The organism is Streptomyces deserti (genome assembly GCF_054782695.1).
Window position 1 is genome coordinate 162,654 of the sequence record NZ_BAAGRZ010000008.1, and the last position, 21,017, is coordinate 183,670.

The window sequence follows — 21,017 nt, forward strand, 5'->3', positions numbered from 1 at the left end:
GGCCAGCTTAAAGGCGGCGCCAGCTCCAGGTCGTCGTGGCCTCCAGCGGCTCCAGGGGCGTGACCAGGCGTGGGAGGGTGTTCAGCCCGTTGGGCGGGCCGGTCTGCGGCTCCACGCACACGGCCTCGGCCTGCTGGTCGTAGATCACGACCCACTGCTCGGGGCTGGTCACCCTCAGCTCCAGCTGCCCGGGCCAGGTGAGGGTGACGTCGACGCCGCCCGGCATGCCGAAGCAGTCGTCCCAGGGGCCGGGCCCGGGCTCGGTCCGGTTGCCGGTGGGCAGATGGTCCTCGCCGCGCTCCTCCTGCCAGGCGGGGTCGAAGTCGATCCGCACCTCCTGGGCGCCCTCGCCGCCGAGGTTCCGGTTGAACCACGGGTGCCAGCCGATCTGCGCCGGGAAGGAGGACTCGTACGTCTCCACGGACATGGTGAGCGTCAGGGCGTCCGGGGTGAGTGCGATCACCTGCGTGACCCGGCCCGGGTAGGGCCACGGGTCGGCCAGGTCGTACGTGAGGACGGCCTCGTCGGTGCTCGTGCGGGCGGTACGCCAGGCGCTGTCGCGGGCCGTGCCGTGGATGGCGTGCGGCGGAGCGTTGAGCGGCAGCTGGTGGACGGCGGCGCCGTCCCGGAAGCGGCCGTCGCGGATCCGGCCGCACCACGGAACCATCGGGAAGCACCCGAACCGCGCCCCCTGGCGGAGCAGTTCGACGCCGCCGAGACGCAGCCCTCCGACCCGGCCGCCGTTGCCCGGCTGCACGGTCACCTCCGCGTCACCCGCGGTCAGCGTGATGTCTTCGTTACTCACGGGACGACCCTACTGGGGTGATCAAGAGGGCCTCACCGGCGCGCGGCGCTCACCGCCGCCGGCGCAGTGCCCGGACCGCCACGACCGCCGAGGCCAGGGCCAGGGCAGCCGCGGGGGCCGCCCAGCGCAGGGGCGTGGGCTGACTGACGGTCTGGGGTGCGGGCACGGGGGCGTACCGGCCGCGCGGCGGGGCGTGGTCCACCTCCTCGGCGCTCCGGCCGATCATCGTCCGCCGCGCGTGCGCCGCCTCGGCGACGGGTCCGTCATCTCCACCGCCACCGGGCTCGCCGTCCTCCTGGCCCTGGGCGGGAACGTCGTCGCCGAATCCGGAGGGGGGCTGGGAGGGGGGCTCGGGGGTGTCCTCGGCAGGGGCGGAAGCAGAGCTTTCGCCGGCGGGCGGAGGGGGCGGGCCTTCACCGGCGGGCGCGGCGGGCCGGGGGCCCTCGCCGGGCGGGGGGACCGGGGTGTCGTCGGCGTCCGGGGTGGTCTCGAAGTCGTCGGTGGCCCGGGGCTCGAAGTCGCCCGCGGCCAGGTACTGGTCCGCGTCCGGCTCCTGCGGGGTCCCGGTCTCCCCCTGCGCCGCCCCCAGATGCTCCGCGAAGCGGTTCAGCAGCCGGCCCACGGCCGCCTCCACCTGCTCCGCCGGGAACTCCGTGACCCGGCCGTCCGCGTCGGCCGTCCCCTCGAACGTCAGGGTCGTGCCGCCCTCCGCGTCGCGCAGGCGCAGCCGCAGTGCGAGCTTGACCGAGCCGGTGCCGCGCGACTCGGTGGCGTCGCCCTCGACGGCGTACGCCCCGTCGTCCTGACGGGACAGCCGTACGGATCCCCGGTAGGTGATGGAGTGGCTGCCGATACGGACCTTCAGCCGCCCCGCGACGGGCTCGGCTCCGGCGTCCTGCTGGAGCCCGGGAACCGCCCGGGCGACCCGCGCGGGATCGTCCAGCACCTCCCTGAGCCGCTCGGCCGCGACCGGAACGAACACCTCGTGCTCCATGTCGACGCAGCCTACCCAGCGGACGCCGTCTCGCACCCCCGTCGCCCCGAAGTCACCCCACACCGGTGCCGGCCGTGCTTCACTGCCCCGGCGTAGGCCCGGTGGCCGGGCAGCGACGTAAAGATCCACCCCGCGCGGGAGCCGGGACCGCCGTGCGGGTCCAGCAGGCGGATCTCAGAGCTCAGTCGGCGTACCGCGGATGCACCAGCGTGGACGGCGGCAGGCCCGTGACGCGGGTGCGGTGCGCGGCGCGGGCGTCGGCGGTGAGGGACGTGTCGGTGAGCGTGCGCGGGCGCGGGCCGTCCGGGGCGAGGCGCAGCTCGGGGGTGCCGCGGGCGGCCAGGACGAAACCCCAGTCACGGGGGGCGTGGGAGTGGTCGGCGGGGGTGCGGTCGGGGTCGGCGCCGAAACCGGCGTGCCCGCCGCTCGTGCGGTACGGGGCGGTGCGGAAACCGGCCGCGCGGAGTGTCGACTCGACCGTCCAGAACACGTGGGGGCGGATCGGGACCGGCCCGGCGTGCACCACGAGGCGGCCACCGGGCGCCAGCACGCGCCGCGCCAGCCCGTAGAACTCCTGCGAGTACAGCTTGGTGCTGGCCGTGATGCCCGGGTCCGGCAGGTCCGAGACCACCACGTCGTACGCCGCCGTGGGCGCCCCGCGCAGCCAGCCGAAGGCGTCCGCGGTCACCACGCGCACGCGGGGGTCGTCGAAGGCGTGCCTGTTGAGCCCGGCCAGGGCCGGGTCGCGGCGGGCCAACCGCACCACGTCCGCGTCGTGTTCGACGACGTCGACCCCGCGCACGTCCGGGTGCCGCAGCACCTCGCGGGCGGCCAGTCCGTCGCCGCCGCCGAGGACGAGCACGCGCGCGTGCGGCCCGTTCATCGCGGGGTGGACGAGCGCCTCGTGGTAGCGGAGTTCGTCACGGCCGCTGACCCGCAGCCGGCCGTCGAGGAACAGGTCGAGGGGGCGGCCGTGGGTGCCGCCGGTGAGGACGACCTCCTGGATGTCGGTCTGCAGGGCCACGCGGATGTCCGCGCCGTACACCGCGTGCCGGGCGGCCCGTTCGAAGTCGTCGACGAGGACGGCGGCCGAGGCGAGGACCGCGAGCACGGCGGCGTTGGCGGCCAGCAGCAGCCAGCGGGCGCGGCGGGTCAGATCGCGGCGGAACAGGCCGAGGACCAGGGCGCCGCCGACGACCGTGTTGACGGCGCCGGTGAGCAGGGCGCCGGTCAACTGGCCGAGGAACGGCAGCAGAAGGAAGGGAAAGGCCAGCCCGCCGACCAGGCCGCCGACGTAGTCCGCCGCGGACAGGTCGGCGACCGCGCCGCCCGCGTCCTGGCGGCGGATCCGCTGGATCAGCTCCATCAGCAGCGGGATCTCGGCACCGATGAGCAGGCCGGTGACCAGGGAGAACGCGACCAGGAGGAAGCGGGTGCCGAGCGCCCACGGGCCGCCCCAGTCGCCGGTCCAGGCGAAGACGGCGTACAGAGCCAGCGCGCTGCAGCCGCCGACGAGGGCGAGGGTGGCCTCGACGGCGCCGAAACCGGCCGCCGCGTGCCAGCGCAGCCGCTTCGCGGCGAGGGAGCCGATGCCCATCGCGAAGACCATGACGGACAGCACGACCGAGGCCTGGGTGACCGAGTCGCCCATCAAGTACGAGGCGAGGGCGACGAGTTCGAGTTCGTACACGAGTCCGCAGGCCGCGCAGACGAAGACGCACGCGAGGACCAGAAACCTTCCCGTGCCCGGCCGGACGGGCAGCCGCGCCGGAGCGCCGGGGCCGCCGGGGCCGCCCGAGGGCGGCGGCGGGGAGCCGGGCGCGTGCTGTTCGATCACCTTGCGACGGTACGTCACGCCCCGGGTGCGGTACGTCACCCACACGCGTGATGTTCGTTTACGCGTGGCCATGTGCCTCACAGCGCCGCCGGCACCCGTGCTCCCACCCTCGTGCGGGTCGCCACCAACTGCCCGTCCTGTGGGTAGGCGTGCCAAGTCCGCCAGTGCACGTGCCCCTCGTGGCGCTGGGCCAGCATCGCCGTGAAGGCGTGCGGGCTGCCGGGGAAGACGCCCGCGAGGCCGTGGGGGTGGTCGGAGACCAGGGCCAGCAACTCCTGGGCGCGGCCCGCGAAGGAGCCGGGCGAGAGGACCTCGACCCGGGCCGCGAACTCGTACTCCCAGTCGCCGATCCGCCTGGCGACGCCCAGCGGAAGGGGTGTGCTGCTGCCCGCGATACACGCCACCGTCTCCGAACAACTGCCCTTCTCCTCCTCCAGGAGGACCTGGTGGGACGCGCCGAGGAGTCTCAACTGGAGCTTCACGCCCGTCAGTTCGAGGTCGAGCGTGGCCAGGGCGGGCAGCGGCTCGCGACCCAGTGCCCAGGCGAGATCGGCCGCGCGCGTGTCGGTGTAGGGGGTGTTCAGGGTTGTGAGCATGGATCGGCTCCGCAAGCACACAAGGAGAGGAAGGTGTGGGTCCTGAGTACTCCGGTCGCGCCGGAGGTCGCGGCCCGGTCAGCCCAGTCGGCCGGTCAGGAAGGAGTCCGCGGGACGTCCGAGGGGCTGTGTCGGTGAGGGAGAGGGAATCATGAACCGCGGCACCGCCACAGCGTTTTTACCCAACTTCGTGGGGTTTCCATCCCTCAGGGGGCCTCACAGCTCAATTGTTCAACTACGGCGTACGCCCGGATCACCGGGGCGTGCGCCGGAGCGCGACTGTGCTGCCATCACGCGCGACTGTGCTGCCATGACGCGCGGGACGCGGCCGTGTCCGAACGGAACGGCCGCTTCCGAAACGCGCAGCGGGGCCCGCCCCAGGCGCGGACCCCGCTCGTGCGGAGGCGGTTCCCCCGTGCGGAGGCCGCCGCCGGGTGTCAGCTGCCGCCTCCACCGCATCCGCCCCCGCCACCCCCGCAGGACGACCCGCCTCCGCAGGACGAGCCGCCGCCGGAGTGCCCCCCGCCGTCCCCCGAGGACGATCCGACGAAGCCCCCGCCGGCCCACCAGCTGCTCTCGCCGCTGTCACGCCGGCTGGAGGCCACCGAGGTCCGGCCGCGCGCCGGCCGCGTACGACCGCCGCCCCTGCGGGCGAGCGACACGAACGCCGCGACGAACAGCACACCGATCACTGCCAGGATGATGCCGAAGACCATGGCGTCACCCTCCTTCCGTTCCCCCGAAGCGGCCCCCCGTCGGGCCTCGCTCGTTGTGTGACCCGGAGATGCCCGGCCCCGTCACGGCCCAAAGCAGAGTTGAGGAACTCCAGAGCTTCGGCGCAGGATGACCGGCATGACCTCCAGCGCGCGCCCCCTCCTGAACCGCCGGCTCGCCGAGTTCGGGACGACGATCTTCGCCGAGATGTCCGCCCTGGCCCTGCGGACCGGATCCATCAACCTCGGCCAGGGCTTCCCGGACACCGACGGCCCGGAGGAGGTCAGGGAGGCGGCCGTACGGGCGCTGCGCGACGGCCGCGGCAACCAGTACCCGCCGGGCCCCGGCGTCCCGGAGCTGCGCACCGCCGTCGCCGCGCACCAGCAGCGGCGCTACGGCCTGTCCTACGACCCCGACACCGAGGTCCTCGTCACCGCCGGCGCCACCGAGGCCATCGCCGCCTCCCTGCTGGCCCTGCTGGAGCCGGGCGACGAGGTGATCGCCTTCGAGCCGTACTACGACTCGTACGCAGCCTGCATCGCGATGGCGGGCGGCACGCGCGTGCCGGTCACCCTGCGCCCGCACGAGGGGAGCTTCCGGCTCGACCTGGACGAGCTGCGCGACGCGGTCACCGACCGGACCCGCTTGCTGTGGATCAACACCCCGCACAACCCGACGGGCACCGTCCTCACCCGCGAGGAGCTGGCCGCGATCGCCGAGCTGGCGGTGGAGCGGGACCTGCTCGTGGTGACGGACGAGGTGTACGAGCACCTGGTCTTCGACGAGGCCGAGCACCTGCCGCTGGCGGCCTTCCCGGGGATGCGCGAGCGGACGGTCACCATCTCGAGCGGCGGCAAGACGTTCTCGTTCACGGGCTGGAAGGTCGGCTGGGTGACGGCGGCCCCCGGGCTGGTCACGGCGGTCCGCTCGGCGAAGCAGTTCCTGACGTACGTCTCCTCGGGCCCGTTCCAGTACGCGGTGGCCGAGGCCCTCGCCCTGCCCGAGTCGTACTTCACCGCCTTCCGCGCGGATATGCGGGCCAGGCGGGACCTGCTCGCGGCGGGCCTGGCGGAGGCCGGCTTCTCGGTGTTCCGCCCGGCGGGCACGTACTTCATCACGACCGACATCCGTCCCCTCGGGGAGTCGGACGGCGTCGCCTTCTGCCGCTCCCTGCCGGAGCGGGCAGGAGTCGTCGCCATCCCCAACGCGGTCTTCTACGACCACCGGGAGGCGGGCGCCCCGTTCGTGCGGTTCGCCTTCTGCAAGCAGACCGGGGTCCTGGAGGAGGCGGTGCGGCGGCTCAAGGGGGTCCGCGGCGCCTGAAAGGCGTACGGCGCGTACAGCGCGTACCTCTCGTACGCGCCGACGCGCCGCTGCGGGGCCCCGGGGGGCCTACTCGTCGTCCTCGGGCTTCTCCGCGTCGTTGATCTCCTGCTCCAGGCCGAGCTGCTCGACGAGCCACTTGTCGAACTCGATGGCGGCCCGCACCCAGCTGACCGTCGAGGAGACGAAGTGCTCCAGGCTGACGCCCATGCCGATCAGCATCTGCGCCTCGCCGATCAGGCGGACCGTGCCGTCGTCGTGGGTGTGGCTGTAGACCTTGGGCCACAGGGTCCGCCGGTTCCAGTCGTCGATGGACTCCAGCAGCTGCGGCTTCTCGTCGATCTGGTGGGGCCGGTCGTAGAACGTCCGCACCGAGAAGACCTGCTGGTCGCCCTCACCGCGGAACATGAAGTAGGTGCGGAACTGCTCCCACGGCGCCGCGAGGTCACCCTCGTCGTCGACGACGTACTTGAGCTCCATCTGGTCGAGGAGCTGCTTCACGAGATCCTGATCCGGGACGACGGGGCCCGCCGGTCCTTGGGGCTGCGGCTCGGGCTGGCCCCCGAAGTTCGGAATCGAGGACGGGTCGATGGTCACCGTGATTTTCCCTTCGTACGGATCCCGCCATCCTCCCTCATGCGGGGAGGGGGGTGGCAAGCCCAGCCGGATCCTGTCAGCCCTCGGCTGACAGGATCCGGCCGGTCGGGGGAGCGAGCGGCCCGTCCCGTCACGCGGCGCTCACCCGGTCAGAGGGTCTTCTCCGCCGTCGCGGGACCCACGATCAGCCCGTCCCCGAAACGGTCGACGCGGACCGTGTCGCCGTCCCGGACCTCGCCGGAGAGGATCTCCTTGGCGAGGCGGTCGCCGATGGCGGTCTGGACGAGGCGGCGCAGCGGGCGGGCGCCGTAGGCCGGGTCCAGGCCCTCCTCCGCGAGCCAGGCCAGGGCCTCGGGGGTGATGTCCAGGGTGAGGCGCCGCTCGGCGAGCCGCTGGGCCAGGCGGTCGAGCTGGAGCTTGGCGATCCGCTCCAGCTCGTGCTTGGTCAGCGCCGAGAACACCACGAAGTCGTCCAGGCGGTTGAGGAACTCCGGCTTGAAGGAGGCGCGGACCACCTCCAGGACCTGTTCCTTCTTCTGCTCCTCGCTGGTCAGCGGGTCCATCAGGAACTGGCTGCCCAGGTTCGAGGTCAGCACCAGGATCGTGTTGCGGAAGTCGACCGTGCGGCCCTGGCCGTCCGTGAGGCGGCCGTCGTCCAGCACCTGGAGCAGGATGTCGAAGACCTCGGGGTGGGCCTTCTCCACCTCGTCCAGGAGGACGACGCTGTACGGGCGCCGCCGCACGGCCTCGGTGAGCTGGCCGCCCTCCTCGTAGCCGACGTAGCCGGGCGGGGCGCCGACCAGCCGGGCCACGCTGTGCTTCTCGCTGTACTCCGACATGTCGATGCGGACCATGGCCCGCTCGTCGTCGAAGAGGAAGTCGGCCAGGGCCTTGGCCAGCTCGGTCTTGCCGACACCGGTCGGGCCGAGGAAGAGGAACGAGCCGGTGGGCCGGTCGGGGTCCGAGATGCCCGCGCGGGACCGCCGTACGGCGTCGGACACGGCCCGCACCGCCTCGCTCTGGCCGATGAGGCGCTTGCCGATCTCCTCCTCCATGCGCAGCAGCTTCTGCGTCTCGCCCTCCAGCAGGCGGCCGGCGGGGATGCCGGTCCAGGAGGCGACGACGTCCGCGATGTCGTCGGGGCCGACCTCCTCCTTGACCATGGTGTCCCTGGCGACCTCCTCCTCGGCCTCGGAGGCGGCCTCCAGCTCCTTCTCCAGGGCCGGGATCTCGCCGTAGAGCAGCTTGGAGGCGGTGTCGAAGTCGCCGTCGCGCTGGGCGCGTTCGGCCTGGCCGCGCAGGTCGTCGAGCTTCTCCTTCAGCTCACCGACGCGGTTGAGGGACTGCTTCTCCTTCTCCCAGCGGGCGGTCAGGCCGCGCAGCTCCTCCTCCTTGTCGGCGAGGTCGCGGCGCAGCTTCTCCAGGCGCTCGCGGGAGGCCGGGTCGGTCTCCTTCTCCAGCGCCAGCTCCTCCATCTTCAGCCGGTCGACGGCGCGCTGAAGTTCGTCGATCTCGACGGGGGACGAGTCGATCTCCATGCGCAGGCGGGAGGCCGCCTCGTCGACCAGGTCGATGGCCTTGTCGGGCAGGAAGCGGGAGGTGATGTAGCGGTCGGAGAGGGCGGCCGCGGCCACCAGCGCCGAGTCCGCGATCTGCACCTTGTGGTGGGCCTCGTACCGGCCCTTGAGGCCGCGCAGGATCGCGATGGTGTCCTCGACGCTCGGCTCGCCGACGAAGACCTGCTGGAAGCGGCGCTCCAGCGCCGGGTCCTTCTCGATGCGCTCGCGGTACTCGTCGAGGGTCGTCGCGCCGATCATGCGCAGTTCGCCGCGCGCCAGCATCGGCTTGAGCATGTTGCCCGCGTCCATGGCGGAGTCGCCGCCGGCGCCCGCGCCGACGACGGTGTGCAGCTCGTCGATGAAGGTGACGATCTGCCCGTCCGAGTCCTTGATCTCGGCGAGTACGGTCTTCAGCCGCTCCTCGAACTCACCGCGGTACTTGGCGCCCGCGACCATCGCGCTGATGTCCAGCGAAACCAGCCGCTTGTCCTTCAGCGACTCGGGCACGTCCCCCTTGACGATCCGCTGGGCGAGCCCCTCCACGACGGCGGTCTTGCCGACGCCGGGCTCACCGATGAGGACGGGGTTGTTCTTCGTACGGCGGGACAGCACCTGCACCACGCGCCGGATCTCCTGGTCCCGCCCGATGACCGGGTCGAGCTTGCCCTCGCGGGCGGCGGCGGTGAAGTCGGTCCCGAACTTCTCCAGGGCCTTGTACTGGCCCTCGGGGTCGGGGGTGGTCACCCGGCGCCCTCCCCTCGTCTTCTGGAAGGCCTCCAGCAGCTTCTTCGCGTCGGCCCCCTGCCGCTCCAGCACCTCGCCGGCCGCGCCGCCCTTCGCGGCGATGCCGATGAGCAGGTGCTCGGTGGAGAGGTACTCGTCGCCCAGCTCCTTCGCCCGGGCCTGCGCGTCCGCGATCACGGCGAGCAGCTCACGGTTGGGCTGCGGGGGCGCGACGGTGGACCCGGTCACGCTGGGCAGACCGGCGAGGATCTTCTCGGCACCGGCGCGCACGGCCGCCAGGTCGGCCTCGACCGAGACGAGCAGGTCGGTGATGTTCTCGTTGTCCTGCCCCTGGAGCAGAGCGAGGAGCAGGTGGGCGGGGGTGAGGTCCGGGTGGCCCTCGGTCACGGCCCGGTTGCTGGCCGCGTTGATCGCGTCCCGGCTCCGGTTGGTCAGCTCGGCGTCCACGTTCCCTGTCTCCTCCTTGCGTCAGCCGTCGTCCGCACTGACTAGAGCAACGTACATAAAGTTGAGTCTATTCCACTCAAGGTCGGCGTGGGAGCCGTACGGCAGCTAAGTTCCGGACCCATGGCCACGTACCCCCAGGACCCGGGCGCACCCGACGCGCCGTACCTCACCTTCTGGCACGAGCGGCACCTGTGCACGCTGACGACCCCACGTCCGGACGGCACGCCGCACGTCGTGCCCGTCGGCGTCACATACGACCCCGCGGCGCGACTGGCTCGGGTGATCGCGAACAAGTCGAGCACGAAGGTGAGGAACGTCCTGGCCGCCGGACCGGAGGGGGCGGCGGTCGCCGTGTGCCAGGTGGACGGCCGGCGGTGGGCGACGCTGGAGGGCCGGGCCTTCGTGCGGGCCGAACGGGACCGGGTGGCGGAGGCGGAGCGGCGGTACGCCGAGCGCTACGGACGGCAGCCGTCGCCGAACCCGTCGCGCGTGGTGATCGAGATCGAACTGACGCGGGCGATGGGGCGGGGCTGAGCGCGAGCGGGAATCCGTACCGAAGATCGACTGTTTCCGGCCACGGCACGGCCCGCCCATGTCGCGAAATGTCCCCCAAACTGCAGCGGCGTCACCGTGTTCAGGTCACGGTGACGCCGCTGCGGGGGGAAGCACCTGAGCGATCTGTTACGACGGGGGAATCGCGTCAGGCACTGCGGGGGGTGGCCGAGATAGTCCGTAGGTCGGAGGGCCGGCCCTCCGGGGAGTCCACCTGCCGGTGGTCCCGCTGGTCGAGGTTCACAAAGATCATTCCGTATCGGATGGCACACCTTACCGGCTGCGGCGCCCCCCGAGGCCGCCGCAGACACCGGTACGCCCGTACGTCCCCGTCCTCGTCCCGCGTGACGACGACCGGCTCACCGAAGACGGTCACCATCAGCGAGTCACCGCTGTGGGGAAGCGCGGTGACCAGGTCGATGAAGTGCCAGCCGGAGCGGTACGCGGAGGCCATCTCACGGCGGAAGGAGCGGTCGTCCGGTGGAGTCGTCACATCAACCCCCCGTGCCGTCCGCCGTGTCCACGGGTGCAGAGTCCACGACCACGCCAGGCCACTTACTGTCTGCCCGAATGTCGCCCTTCGTGCCGGAGGGGCCACTCAGCGCGCCGAGGGCCACAACGGCGGAGAAGGTGGCGACAAGTATCGAGCGAAGCACTCTCTTACCCATAGTCGGCTTCGTCCTCACTTGAAGGTCCCCTCTTCCCCCGTCGAGTACGACGATGGCTCATTCGGGCACGTCATGGCCACACGATCGGTGCATCATGTTCCTGCACGTTCAGGACCCTGGGGGGTGGAGATTTGGTGACGAACCGGGCTAATGCGACACATCCCCATGCGGTGACGGAGATGTGCGAGGAAGGTGGCCGACTCTATGCGAACGCTCTGCGAGCCGGACGCATCGCTCGCGAGGACGTGGAGCCGGCTCCCTGCCTCATGGAACTGGCCCTGCTCCACCCCGATCCGGACGATCCGGACTGGCTGCGCCCGGTTCCCCCGGCCCTGGCCCTCGCTCAACGGCTCACCCCGCTCGAGCGTGAAATAGCCGAGCGCCGGCGCTGGTCAATCGAACTGTCCGATGCTTTCGAGCCTTTCATGGCGCTCAGCACGCAGACGGCCTCGGCCACGCACTCCATCACGGTGCTGGAGGGCAGCGACCGGATCAACGCCGCACTCGACCTGGCCACGGCCCAGTGCCAGAACGAGATGCTCACCGTCCAGCCGAGCAATCGGTTCACCGAGCGCACCATCCGGCAGGGACTGGAGCGCGACCAGGCGCTGATCGAGCGAGGAGTGCGCATCCGGACCCTGTATCAGCACACGGTCCGCTACAACCTGGGGCAGCTGGCGTACGTCGCTCAGTTCGCCAACGGCAAGGTGGAGTACCGCACCATCGACGAGCTGGTCGAGCGTCTGATCATCTGCGACGAGGCCGTCGCCTTCATCCCGGCCCGCGACGACCAGAAGGTGGCCCTGGAACTGCGCCACCCGGGCCTCGTCCGCTACCTGATCAAGGTCTTCGAGTTCATGTGGAACCGCGCGGTCTCGCTGAGCGCCGGCGCCCCCTACGAAGCCGCTCCCGACGGCATCACGGAGATCCAGCACTCCATCGCCAAGCTTCTGGTGGAGGGCCACGTCGACGAGGCCATAGCCCGCCGCCTGGGCATGAACGTCCGCACCTGCCGGGCCCACATAGCCAAGCTGGCCTCGGCCCTGGGCAGCGGCAGCCGGGCCCAACTCGGCTACCTCATCGCGCAGTCGGGGATCCTGGAGAAGAATCACTGAAACCTGCCGCCCCTGCGGTGGCCTTGCACTCCCGCGGACCCCGGGCGCACCCCGGGTTTCTCATCGGGCGGTCGGGGATTCCCGGCCGGGAACGCCGAGCGAGCCGGCCGCGGTGCGCGGCGGGCCGTCCAGGCCGGCCTGGGCGATGCGGACGCCGAGCTGGGTACGGCTGGCGGCGCCCAGGGTCTCCGACAGGCGGGCGATGTGGGCCCGGCAGGTGCGCACGCTGATCCCCAGCCGCTCGGCGATGACCGCGTCCTGGTGGCCCTCGGCCAGCAGGGCGGCGATCGACTGCTCGCGGTGGGAGATGCCCTCGATGCCGGTGTCCGGGAGCGGGGCCGTCAGCGGGATCGCCAGGCGCCACAGGCGTTCGAAGACCGTGACCAGGTACTCCACCAGCGCCGGATGCCGCAGCTCCAGCGCCATCGTGCGGTCGGCGTTCGCGGGGATGAAGGCCACCGTCCGGTCGAACAGGATCAGCCGGTCGATCACCTCGTCCAGCGTCCGCGCCTCCACCGCGTCGCCCATGAGCTCCAGGTAGTTCAAGAGCCCCTGACCATGTCGGGCCACGTGCGTGTACAGGTCCCGCATCCGCACCCCGCGGCCGCGCAGCGCCAGCGCACGGTGCAGTCCCTCGGAGAGTTCGTGCTCGCGGCGGATGCCGCCGGGCTGCACGGTGAGCACCTCCGTCGTGCAGGCCTCGGTCGCCTCGTCCATCGCGGCCTGGATCCGGGCGAGCCCGTCCAGGACGCGGATCGCGGAGCCCTCCGACGCGGTCGGCGCGGGCGCGAGATGGCGGCCGAGACCGGCGTACCACTCGAAGGCCGCGACCGCGGAGCCCACCCGCCGCTGGCTCGCGCTGATCTCGTCGTACATCCCGCGCAGCAGCCGGGTCATGACCTCCTGCGGAGAGGTCGGCACCAGCCAGTCCATGTCGTCGGGGTCGGGATGCAGCAGGGCGAGTTCCAGCAGGCAGGGCACCGGTTCGGCGTCCCGGCGCGGCACGCGGCCCCGCCGTACGGCCCGGGAATACACGCGATCCCCGGCCTCGCACAGTCGGTCAGCACCGTGTGGATGCTCGTCCGTCCCGTGCCCGGCCATCGCCCATCCCACCCCCGATTGCACGCCTCTTTCCGCAGCGCAACTATGCGCGGAGCGGTCCTGCTCCGCAACACGGCTCTCCGCGCCGCGACCGCCGGAAACCACCGGTACGCACCGGTATGGTCCCGCCGCCGCCCGTGCCGTCGCGGTGAACCGCCGGAGCCCGTCGGAACCCGTCGGAACCCGTCGGGCGCGCCCTGAGAGCGCTTCCCGCCAGGTGCCGGACGGGTCCTCCTCCCGTGCCCCGGCGTTGAAGGAGCCATTCCTCACGTCAACTTCCGGAAATCGCCGAGTGATCGGCGCGTCACGTACCGCACTTGACGTCAGGCCATGGCGGACATGTGTGACGCGTACGCGTTGTCCGACGCGTGGGACGAGATGCTTGTGCGGCCGGGTGAGACCAGGGCCGCCTATGAGCCGGTACCGGCGGCACTTCAGCCGATCGAGCCGAGCGAACTGCGCTTCCGGGCCGACCAGATGGCCCGGGCGTTCACCGACCGGGGCGCGACCTACGCGTTCGCGGGCGAGGAGCGGCCCTGGTCGGGCGGGCCGCCGGAGGTGACGGTCGAGTCCACGCGGGTGGCATGACGGAGGGACACATTCCACCCCTGCGCCACATCTTTCACGGAAAACCCTTACAACCAACCAGTAACTCCACAGGTCATGAACGTCAGCGGCCCTGCCCTGGGCCGGCGACGATCAGGACCGAGGAATCATGAATCCAGCCAGACGGACGACCGCCGCGTTCGCCACCGGCGTCGTGCTCGCCACCGCGGGCGGACTGCTCACCGTGACCGCGGCCCCCGCCTCCGCGGCCGTGAACTGCGCCTCCCCGGTGTTCAAGCGGCAGTTCTACGCGAACACCACCTTCTCCGGCACGCCGAAGAAGACGGACTGCGACTCGAAGATCAGCCAGGACTGGGGCACGGGAGCCCCCGCCACGGGTCTGCCGAAGGACAACTTCGGCGTGCGGTGGACCGTGACCCGCGACTTCGGCTCGGGCGGCCCCTTCTCCTTCGCGGTCGCGGCCCGCGACGGCGTCCGGGTCTACCTGGACGGCGACCGCGAGATCGACATCTGGAAGAACGTCTCGACGACCCAGAAGAAGACGGTCCACGTCACCATCCCGCCCGGCAAGCACACCATCCGTGTCGACTACGTCAACTGGACCGGCGCGGCCGATGTCGCCTTCAACTACTACCCGCGCAACGGCTCGACGGTCGACAAGGTCAAACCGCTGGCGTCGACGGGTGTGTCGGTGACGTACGACAAGGCCACCGGCAAGGCCACGGTGAAGTGGGCGAAGAACAAGGAGATGGACCTCCTGGGCTACCGCGTCTACAAGCGGCTGCCGTGGCAGGACTTCCCCCGCGACTACCGGACGCAGACGACCGCGACGTCGTACACGGAGCAGCTGGAGAAGACGGGCACGGCCTACGTCTACGAGGTCCGGGCGATCGACAAGTCGGGCAACGAGTCGAAGGGCTCCGCCGACGTGTCCGTCACCACGGTCGACGAACTGCCGCCGGAGCGGCCGAACATCATCTGGACGGACCCGAGCAACAAGGCCGTCGAGGTGCGCTGGACGGCCAGTCACGGGGCGGACGGGTACGAGGTGTACCGCGCGCCGGCCCAGCAGGGCCCGTACACGCTCGTCTCCCAGCCCACCGCGAACGCCTACGACGACATCTCCGTAGAACCCAACGTGACGCACTACTACCGGGTGCGGGCGGTCGACGCCGCCGGGAACGTGTCGGGCTACTCGTACACCCGCGGAGAGTGGGACACCCTCGCGCCGCTCGTCCCGCAGAACCTCGCGGTCACCGAGGAGGACACGGGCGGGGTCACGCTGACGTGGACCCCCGTGGGCGCGCCGAAGTACCACGTCTACCGGTCCATGTCGCCCGCGTCGTACGGCGAGCTGATCGCCACGACGTCGACCGTGACCGCGGCCTACCGGGACACCACCGGTGAGCCCGGGCAGCCCTACTGGTACCGGGTGACCTCCGCGGACCTGGCCGGCAACGAGTCGGCCGCGGACGTGGTCACCGCGATGCGGCAGCCGGCTCCGGCCGAGTGAGCCGAAGGGCGTGGCCGGTCTCCCCGGCCACGCCCGTCAGGCCCGCTCTGTGCGAGCTACTCCAGGCCGGCCGCCGTGCACGCCGCCCGGTACTTCGCGGTGCAGATGTCGGACACCTTGTAGATGCCGTCGGCGACGACCGTGTCATCGATGTTGGACTTCGTCAGGGCGACCACCGGGACGAGCTGGGCGGGGATGCCCTTGTGCGTGGGGCTGTCGACCCGGTCGCGGGCGAGCGCGTCGAACTGGATGTCCCGGCCCTGGACCTTCGCCACGGCCAGCTCCGCGGCGTTCTCGGCCTCCTCCGGGTACGACTTGTACACGCTCATGTACTGCTCGCCGACCAGGATCCGCTGCACCGCCTCCAGCTCCGCGTCCTGGCCGGTGATCGGCGGCAGGTCGGTCACGCCGGCGGCCTTGAGGGCCTTGACGATGCCGCCCGCCATGCCGTCGTTGGCGGAGTACACGGCGGCGATCTCGTCCTTGCCGATCGCGGTGATCGCCTCGGTCATGTTGGCCTGGGCGTTCTCCGGCTTCCAGTCCTTGGTGTCGAAGGACTTGGCGATGGTCACCTTGCCGTTGAGCTCGGAGAGGGCACCGGCCTTGAACTGCTTGGCGTTCGGGTCGGTGGGCGAGCCGTTCATCATGACGATCTTGGGGGAGGCGCCGCCGCGGTCCCCGAGGGCCTCCAGGAGGGTGCGGCCCTGGACCTCGCCGACCAGCTCGTTGTCGAAGGAGACGTACGCGTCGATCGGGCCCTCGGCCAGCCGGTCGTAGGCGATGACGGGGATGCCGGCGTCCTTCGCCTTCTTGACGCCGTCGGCGATGGCGTGCGCGTCGACGGCGTCCAGGAGGATCACGTCGACGCGGTCGTCGATCATCTGCTGCAGCTGCTCGGCCTGCTTGCCGGCGTCCGCCTCGGCGTTGGCGTACTCGACCCGGCCCTGGTTGCGGGTGAGGGACTCGACCTTCTTCTTGATGATGGGGTAGTCGAAGTTCTCGTACCGGGTGTTGGCCTTCTCCGGGAGCAGCAGCCCGACGGTGATGTCGTTGCCCTTGGTCGGACTCGCCTCGTCGCTGCTCCCGGTCGCGTTGAGCACGCCGCAGCCTGCGAGCGTGACGGACATGGTGGCGGCGGCCACGGATATGGCGATACGACGCATTCAGGGACTCACTTCAGGTGCGTTCCGGACGTGGGCGCGTCATTGCGGCCCATGTGACTGAAAAGCCAACGCGGCAGCGGTCCCCTGAGTCAAGCGGAACCACTTAACGAGATGACAACACCACGCTCCGCAGCGCCGGTGAAGACAAGGCGGAACCCTCTCCAAGCACTCTCTACGGGCCCTCCACCCCACGGAAACCCTGCGGCGGCGACGAACCGTACAACCCATGCCTTTCCTCACGAGTCGCGCCCACGAGGGCCCTTCTCCGCCGTCCTGATTCGAGCAGAGGACCGAACGATCCCAGCCAGACGCACACTTCGCCGGAGTTCTTCGTCGGCCGCGGATCCTCCCAAGCAACGGAGAAGGGCCCGGGGTTCACACGAACCCCGGGCCCTCGATGACGCCGACGCAGTCGTCTCAGTCCGACTGCTGCTTGCGCTTGGGCGGCCGCCACACCACCAGCGCGCTGGTCTGCTGGACCTCCTGGTACGGCACCAGGTCGCGGCGGTACGACGCGTGCACCGCCGCCTCGCGCTGGCGCATCGCCGCCGCCGCGCCGTCCAGGGCGTCCTCCAGTTCGGCCACGCGGGCCTGGAGGGCGGCGACCTGGTTCTCCAGTTCGATGATGCGCTTGATGCCGGCCAGGTTGATGCCCTCGTCCTGCGACAACTGCTGCACCTGCCGGAGCAGTTCGATGTCACGGGCCGAGTAGCGGCGGCCCCGGCCCGCGGTGCGGTCCGGCGACACGAGCCCCAGGCGGTCGTACTGACGCAGCGTCTGCGGGTGCAGACCGGAGAGCTGGGCCGCCACCGAGATGACGTAGACCGGGGTCTCCTCGGTCAGTTCATACGGGTTGCGTCGACGGCCGTCCATCTCATCAAGCTCCCTTCGCGGCCTGGAACAGCTCCGCCCGCGGGTCCTCACCCGCGGTTGCCTCGCGATACGCCTCGAGCGCGTCACGAGCCTTCCCCGTCAGATCCTTCGGGACACTCACCTCGACGGTGACCAGGAGGTCGCCGCGGGTGCCGTCCTTGCGGACCGCGCCCTTGCCCCGGGCGCGCATCGTACGGCCGTTCGGCGTGCCGGGTGGCAGCTTCAGCGTGACGGGCGGGCCGCCCAGGGTCGGGACCCGGACCTCGCCGCCGAGGGCCGCCTCGGCGAACGTGACCGGCACGGTGACGGTGAGGTTGTCGCCCTTGCGGCCGAAGACGGGGTGTTCCTTGACGTGCACCACCACGTACAGGTCGCCCGCCGGGCCGCCCCGCTCGCCGGGTGCGCCCTTGCCGCGCAGCCGGATGCGCTGCCCGTCGGAGACGCCGGCCGGGATGCGGACCTGCATCGTCCGGGAGGACTTCGCCCGTCCGCTGCCCTTGCAGATGTCGCAGGGGTGCTCCGCGATCAGGCCGCGGCCCTTGCAGTCCGGGCAGGGGTCGGTGAGGGAGAAGCCACCGCCGGAACCGCGCGCGACCTGGCCGGTGCCGACGCAGGTCGGGCACACGCGCGGTGTGCCGTTCTTGTCGCCGGTGCCCGAACAGGCCTTGCAGGGCTGCTGGGACGACATCCGCAGCGGGACCGTCGCGCCCTCGATGGCCTCCGTGAAGCTGAGCGTGACCTCGGACTCGATGTCCTGGCCGCGCCGCGGCTGCGTACGCGTCCCCGCGCCCGCGCCGCCGCGGTTGAACAGGCCCCCGAAGACGTCACCGAGCCCGCCGCCGAAGCCGCCGCCGGCTCCGGCTCCGCCGGGCTGTCCCCCGAACAGGTCGCTCAGGTCGAAGTTGAACGAGCCGCCGCCCGCGCCGGGCCCCGGGCGGAAGCCGCCGTTGCCGAAGAGGGCGCGCGCCTCGTCGTACTCCTTGCGCTTCTTGGGGTCGCCGAGGACGTCGTTCGCCTCGGAGATCTCCTTGAAGCGCTCCTCCGCCTTGGCGTTGCCCTTGTTGGCGTCCGGGTGGTACTCGCGGGCGAGCTTCCGGTACGCCTTCTTGATCTCGGCCTCGGTGGCGTCCTTGGGGACGCCGAGGACCTTGTAGTAGTCCTTCTCGATGAAGTCCTTGGTGCTCATCCTCGACGCCCCTCCTCTCCTCTTTCGGTTTTGACGTCAGCCCTCCTCCGGGCCACCGTTCTCCTTGCTCTCCGCGGAGTCCGCCTTCGCCTCGGTCTGCCCGTCCTCTTCGGCCGGCTTGACCGTCTGCGCGCCCGGCTGGGGTTCGGCCACCGCCACCCGCGCGGGGCGGATGGTGCGCTCGCCGATGCGATACCCGGGCTGCAGAATCGCCACGCACGTCGTCTCGGTGACGTCCGGCGCGTAACTGTGCATCAGGGCCTCGTGGATCGTCGGGTCGAAGGGCTCGCCCTCCTTGCCGAACTGCTGCAGGCCCATCTTCGCGACGGTGGTCTCCAGCGACTCCGCGACGGACTTGAAGCCGCCGACGAGCTCGCCGTGTTCCCGCGCGCGGCCGATGTCGTCGAGCACGGGCAGGAGCTCGCTCAGGAGGTTCGCCACGGCGATCTCCTTGACCGCGATCCGGTCGCGCTCGACCCGGCGGCGGTAGTTCTGGAACTCGGCCTGGAGGCGCTGAAGGTCCGCGGTGCGCTCGCCCAGCGCCGTACGGGCCTGGTCCAGCTGGGCCACCAGGGCCGCGTTCTGGCCCGTGTCCCCGGCCGGGGCCGCCCCCTCCTCCTGCGCGGGAGCGGAGGCGGCCTTCGGCTCGGCGTCGTCGGAGGTGGCGCCGGAGGGGACGTCGGGCTGCTGCGGCTGAGCAGGCTGCTGCTGGCCCTGCTGCTGAGCCTGCTGCTGCTCGTCGAAGCCCGGGGTCTCCTCCGTCACGCGGCACCGTCCTTCCGCTCGTCGTCGACGATCTCGGCGTCGACGACGTCGTCGTCGGCCTTGGCGTCGGAGGCACCGGCGGAGGCGCCGCCGGCGGCCTGGGCGCCGGCGTCGGCGTACATGGCCTGGCCGAGCTTCTGGGAGACGGCCGCGACCTTCTCCGTGGCGGAGCGGATCTCGGCGGTGTCCTCGCCCTTGAGCTTCTCCTTCAGCTCGGCGACGGCGGCCTCGACCTCGGTCTTGATCTCGCCGGGGACCTTGTCCTCGTTGTCCTTGAGGAACTTCTCGGTCTGGTAGGCGAGCTGCTCGCCCTGGTTGCGGGCCTCGGCGGCCTCGCGGCGCTTGTGGTCCTCCTCCGCGTAGCGCTCGGCCTCCTCGCGCATGCGGTCGACCTCTTCCTTCGGGAGCGAGGAGCCGCCGGTGACGGTCATCTTCTGCTCCTTGCCGGTGCCGAGGTCCTTCGCCGTGACGTGCATGATGCCGTTGGCGTCGATGTCGAAGGACACCTCGATCTGCGGGACGCCGCGCGGCGCCGGGGGCAGACCGGTCAGCTCGAACATCCCGAGCTTCTTGTTGTACGCCGCGATCTCGCGCTCGCCCTGGTAGACCTGGATCTGCACCGACGGCTGGTTGTCCTCGGCCGTGGTGAAGATCTCCGACCGCTTGGTCGGGATGGTCGTGTTCCGCTCGATGAGCTTGGTCATGATGCCGCCCTTGGTCTCGATACCGAGGGACAGCGGGGTGACGTCCAGGAGCAGGACGTCCTTGACCTCGCCCTTGAGGACACCGGCCTGGAGCGAGGCGCCGACGGCGACGACCTCGTCCGGGTTCACGCCCTTGTTGGCCTCCTTGCCGCCGGTCAGCTCCTTGACGAGCTCGGCGACGGCCGGCATACGGGTCGAGCCACCGACGAGGACGACGTGGTCGATCTCGTTGATGGAGACGCCGGCGTCCTTGATGACGTTGTGGAACGGCACCTTGCAGCGCTCCAGCAGGTCGCTGGTGAGCTGCTGGAACTGGGCGCGGGTGAGCTTCTCGTCCAGGTGCAGCGGGCCCTCGGCGGACGCCGTGATGTAGGGCAGGTTGATCGAGGTCTCGGTGGACGAGGACAGCTCGATCTTCGCCTTCTCGGCGGCCTCGCGCAGACGCTGCAGCGCCATCTTGTCCTTGGACAGGTCCACGCCGTGGCCGGACTGGAACTGCTTGACCAGGTAGTCGACGATGCGCTGGTCCCAGTCGTCACCACCGAGGTGGTTGTCACCGTTGGTGGCCTTCACCTCGACGACACCGTCGCCGATCTCCAGCAGCGAGACGTCGAACGTACCGCCACCGAGGTCGAAGACCAGGATGGTCTGGTCCTCCTTCTCCAGGCCGTACGCCAGCGCCGCCGCGGTGGGCTCGTTGACGATGCGCAGCACGTTCAGGCCGGCGATCTCGCCGGCCTCCTTGGTGGCCTGGCGCTCGGCGTCGTTGAAGTACGCCGGGACGGTGATGACCGCGTCGGTCACCTTCTCGCCCAGGTAGGCCTCGGCGTCCCGCTTCAGCTTCTGCAGGATGAACGCGGAGATCTGCTGCGGGTTGAAGGGCTTGCCGTCGAGCTCGATCTTCCAGTCGGTGCCCATGTGGCGCTTGACGGACCGGATGGTCCGGTCCACGTTGGTGACCGCCTGGCGCTTGGCCACCTCACCCACGAGCACTTCGCCGTTCTTGGCAAAGGCGACGACGGACGGCGTGGTCCTGGCGCCCTCGGCGTTGGTGATGACGGTGGGCTCGCCGCCCTCAAGAACGCTGACGACGGAGTTAGTCGTGCCCAGGTCGATGCCGACCGCACGTGCCATTGTGATTCCTCCAGCTGACTTGAGTGGAACGGACTCAAGTGTGCCTGACGCCCAGCGTGG

General features: G+C 71.0%; 18 protein-coding genes and 1 pseudogene. 5 read left to right on the forward strand and 14 right to left on the reverse strand.

Going from position 1 to position 21,017, the window contains the following annotated elements:
* Positions 1-7 precede the first annotated feature (7 nt).
* The 5 genes from ACYVMZ_RS16945 to ACYVMZ_RS16965 all read right to left on the reverse strand — a co-directional run bounded on the left by ACYVMZ_RS16945 (position 8) and on the right by ACYVMZ_RS16965 (position 4,948).
* The gene (locus tag ACYVMZ_RS16945; RefSeq protein ID WP_461080341.1) at positions 8-805 is read right to left on the reverse strand and encodes an aldose epimerase family protein; all 798 of its coding nucleotides are present in this window, start codon (positions 803-805) and stop codon (positions 8-10) included.
* Positions 806-854: 49 nt separating this feature from the next.
* A complete protein-coding gene (locus tag ACYVMZ_RS16950) occupies positions 855-1,799 on the reverse strand; it encodes an SRPBCC domain-containing protein (protein ID WP_461080343.1) in 945 nt (314 codons plus the stop codon).
* 181 nt (positions 1,800-1,980) lie between these two features.
* A complete protein-coding gene (locus ACYVMZ_RS16955; RefSeq protein WP_461080345.1) occupies positions 1,981-3,636 on the reverse strand; it encodes a polyamine aminopropyltransferase in 1,656 nt (551 codons plus the stop codon).
* 77 nt (positions 3,637-3,713) lie between these two features.
* Complete coding sequence (locus tag ACYVMZ_RS16960) at positions 3,714-4,232, reverse strand: DUF2617 family protein (RefSeq protein WP_461080347.1); 519 nt, start codon at positions 4,230-4,232, stop codon at positions 3,714-3,716.
* A gap of 437 nt (positions 4,233-4,669) precedes the next feature.
* On the reverse strand, positions 4,670-4,948 hold the full coding sequence (locus ACYVMZ_RS16965) for a hypothetical protein (RefSeq protein ID WP_461080349.1): 279 nt from the start codon (positions 4,946-4,948) through the stop codon (positions 4,670-4,672).
* 127 nt (positions 4,949-5,075) lie between these two features.
* Here ACYVMZ_RS16965 and ACYVMZ_RS16970 point away from each other — a divergent pair, with 127 nt between their 5' ends.
* On the forward strand, positions 5,076-6,269 hold the full coding sequence (locus ACYVMZ_RS16970; protein ID WP_461080351.1) for a pyridoxal phosphate-dependent aminotransferase: 1,194 nt from the start codon (positions 5,076-5,078) through the stop codon (positions 6,267-6,269).
* A 69-nt stretch (positions 6,270-6,338) separates the two neighbouring features.
* On the opposite strand, the gene ACYVMZ_RS16975 is transcribed toward ACYVMZ_RS16970, so the two are convergent.
* Both ACYVMZ_RS16975 and clpB read right to left on the reverse strand, forming a co-directional pair.
* Positions 6,339-6,866 carry a YbjN domain-containing protein gene (locus ACYVMZ_RS16975; RefSeq protein WP_461080353.1) on the reverse strand — a complete coding sequence of 176 codons (528 nt, stop codon included), beginning with the start codon at positions 6,864-6,866 and terminating at the stop codon, positions 6,339-6,341.
* Positions 6,867-7,015: 149 nt separating this feature from the next.
* Entirely contained in the window at positions 7,016-9,616 is a 2,601-nt protein-coding gene (clpB, locus tag ACYVMZ_RS16980) for an ATP-dependent chaperone ClpB (RefSeq protein WP_461080355.1), read from the reverse strand.
* Between the two features lie 120 nt (positions 9,617-9,736).
* Here clpB and ACYVMZ_RS16985 point away from each other — a divergent pair, with 120 nt between their 5' ends.
* Positions 9,737-10,150 carry a pyridoxamine 5'-phosphate oxidase family protein gene (locus tag ACYVMZ_RS16985; RefSeq protein ID WP_461080357.1) on the forward strand — a complete coding sequence of 138 codons (414 nt, stop codon included), beginning with the start codon at positions 9,737-9,739 and terminating at the stop codon, positions 10,148-10,150.
* Between the two features lie 166 nt (positions 10,151-10,316).
* Here ACYVMZ_RS16985 and ACYVMZ_RS16990 read toward each other — a convergent pair whose 3' ends face one another.
* A complete protein-coding gene (locus ACYVMZ_RS16990) occupies positions 10,317-10,661 on the reverse strand; it encodes a hypothetical protein (protein WP_461080359.1) in 345 nt (114 codons plus the stop codon).
* A gap of 306 nt (positions 10,662-10,967) precedes the next feature.
* On the opposite strand from ACYVMZ_RS16990, the gene ACYVMZ_RS16995 reads away from it, so the two are divergent.
* The gene (locus tag ACYVMZ_RS16995; protein WP_461080361.1) at positions 10,968-11,951 is read left to right on the forward strand and encodes a helix-turn-helix transcriptional regulator; all 984 of its coding nucleotides are present in this window, start codon (positions 10,968-10,970) and stop codon (positions 11,949-11,951) included.
* 60 nt (positions 11,952-12,011) lie between these two features.
* On the opposite strand, the gene ACYVMZ_RS17000 is transcribed toward ACYVMZ_RS16995, so the two are convergent.
* Positions 12,012-13,052 (reverse strand): helix-turn-helix transcriptional regulator, encoded by a 1,041-nt coding sequence (locus ACYVMZ_RS17000; RefSeq protein WP_461080363.1) that lies wholly within the window; start codon positions 13,050-13,052, stop codon positions 12,012-12,014.
* Positions 13,053-13,382: 330 nt separating this feature from the next.
* On the opposite strand from ACYVMZ_RS17000, the pseudogene ACYVMZ_RS17005 reads away from it, so the two are divergent.
* Positions 13,383-13,592, forward strand: a pseudogene (locus ACYVMZ_RS17005) (circularly permuted type 2 ATP-grasp protein); the annotation flags it as partial.
* A 175-nt stretch (positions 13,593-13,767) separates the two neighbouring features.
* Positions 13,768-15,132, forward strand: coding sequence for a PA14 domain-containing protein (locus tag ACYVMZ_RS17010; RefSeq protein WP_461080365.1), 1,365 nt, complete (start codon positions 13,768-13,770; stop codon positions 15,130-15,132).
* A gap of 56 nt (positions 15,133-15,188) precedes the next feature.
* Here ACYVMZ_RS17010 and ACYVMZ_RS17015 read toward each other — a convergent pair whose 3' ends face one another.
* From ACYVMZ_RS17015 to dnaK, 5 genes are all read right to left on the reverse strand, one after another.
* On the reverse strand, positions 15,189-16,295 hold the full coding sequence (locus ACYVMZ_RS17015; RefSeq protein WP_461080367.1) for a sugar ABC transporter substrate-binding protein: 1,107 nt from the start codon (positions 16,293-16,295) through the stop codon (positions 15,189-15,191).
* A 417-nt stretch (positions 16,296-16,712) separates the two neighbouring features.
* Positions 16,713-17,168, reverse strand: a complete 456-nt coding sequence (locus ACYVMZ_RS17020) for a heat shock protein transcriptional repressor HspR (protein WP_461080369.1) — start codon at positions 17,166-17,168, stop codon at positions 16,713-16,715.
* A gap of 4 nt (positions 17,169-17,172) precedes the next feature.
* Positions 17,173-18,354, reverse strand: a complete 1,182-nt coding sequence (gene dnaJ, locus ACYVMZ_RS17025; RefSeq protein WP_461080371.1) for a molecular chaperone DnaJ — start codon at positions 18,352-18,354, stop codon at positions 17,173-17,175.
* Positions 18,355-18,390: 36 nt separating this feature from the next.
* Positions 18,391-19,119, reverse strand: a complete 729-nt coding sequence (grpE, locus tag ACYVMZ_RS17030) for a nucleotide exchange factor GrpE (protein ID WP_461080373.1) — start codon at positions 19,117-19,119, stop codon at positions 18,391-18,393.
* On the reverse strand, positions 19,116-20,957 hold the full coding sequence (gene dnaK / locus ACYVMZ_RS17035) for a molecular chaperone DnaK (RefSeq protein ID WP_461080375.1): 1,842 nt from the start codon (positions 20,955-20,957) through the stop codon (positions 19,116-19,118). Before dnaK ends, grpE begins: the two co-directional genes overlap by 4 nt.
* Positions 20,958-21,017 lie beyond the last annotated feature (60 nt).